The sequence below is a fragment of the Clostridium sp. genome (assembly GCF_051656525.1).
In the GTDB taxonomy this organism is placed as follows: Bacteria; Bacillota; Clostridia; order Clostridiales; family Clostridiaceae; genus Clostridium.
The window spans coordinates 1-1,172 of record NZ_JBOGCC010000405.1; the positions used below are offsets into that span (position 1 = coordinate 1).

Below are 1,172 nucleotides of genomic sequence, written 5' to 3' on the forward strand. Positions count from 1 at the left end.
TTAGAAGAGATTGCTTATAAAAATGGATGGATATCTAAAGAAAAGGTAGAGGAATTAGCAAAACCATTGTTAAAATCACACTATGGTGAATATCTAATGAATCTAATAAAGGAGTAGTCATGAGTAAATTTAAAAGAGTCGAAACAGGAATAAAAGATTTAATGGTAATAGAGCCAACAGTATTTGGAGATAATAGAGGGTTTTTTATGGAGAGTTATTCTAAAAAGGACTTCTCTGAAATAGGAATGGACATTGAATTTGTTCAAGATAATCACTCAAAATCTAAAAAAGGTGTATTAAGAGGATTACATTTTCAAACACAACATGTTCAAGGAAAACTAGTTAGAGTTACAGCTGGGTCTGTTTTGGATGTAGCGGTAGATCTTAGAAAAGATAGTCCTACTTTTGGAAAGCACTATTTAGTAGAGTTAACAGCAGATAATAAAAAGATGTTTTATATTCCACCAGGGTTTGCTCATGGATTCTTAACATTAGAGGATAACACTGAGTTTCAATATAAATGTACAGATTATTATGCTCCAGAGTTTGATTCAGGAGTGTTATGGAATGATTCTGATATAGGAATAGAGTGGAACTTTGAAAAGTATGGATTATCAGGAGATGAGATTTTACTTTCTGATAAAGATAAGAAGCAGCAAACACTGAAAGGGTTTATAGAAAGTGGTGTGGTAATAGGATGATATTAATTACTGGAGCCAATGGACAATTAGGGTATGATTTTCAAAGAATATTTAAAGAAAGAAATTTAGATTTTATAGCAACTGACTATAAAGAACTGGATATTACAAATATAGATGCAGTGAGAGAGTTTGTAAAAGATAAAAATATAAATCTTATTATAAACTGTGCTGCCTACAATAATGTAGATAAAGCAGAGGAAGAAAAAGAGATGTGCTATAAGTTAAATGCTGCAGCACCAAGAGATTTAGCATTAGTTGCTAAAGAGATAGGAGCAGATTATATAACATACTCAACAGACTTTGTTTTTGATGGAAGTAAAAATACTCCGTATACAGAAGAGGATATTCCAAAGCCACTTTCTGTGTATTCAGAAGCTAAAGCAGAAGGTGAAAAGTTAGTATTAGAGATTTATGATAAAAGTTTTGTAGTAAGAACATCTTGGGTGTTTGGAATAGCTAATAATAATTTTA

General features: G+C 31.1%; 2 protein-coding genes and 1 pseudogene. All 3 read left to right on the forward strand.

The window, feature by feature from the left end:
- A pseudogene (locus ACRDDY_RS19545) lies at positions 1–117 on the forward strand (glucose-1-phosphate thymidylyltransferase); the annotation flags it as partial.
- Positions 118–119: 2 nt separating this feature from the next.
- The gene (gene rfbC / locus ACRDDY_RS19550; RefSeq protein WP_438566579.1) at positions 120–701 is read left to right on the forward strand and encodes a dTDP-4-dehydrorhamnose 3,5-epimerase; all 582 of its coding nucleotides are present in this window, start codon (positions 120–122) and stop codon (positions 699–701) included.
- A partial coding sequence (locus ACRDDY_RS19555) for an SDR family oxidoreductase (RefSeq protein WP_438566580.1) occupies positions 698–1,172 on the forward strand: 475 nt, incomplete at its 3' end. The genes rfbC and ACRDDY_RS19555, both read left to right, overlap by 4 nt.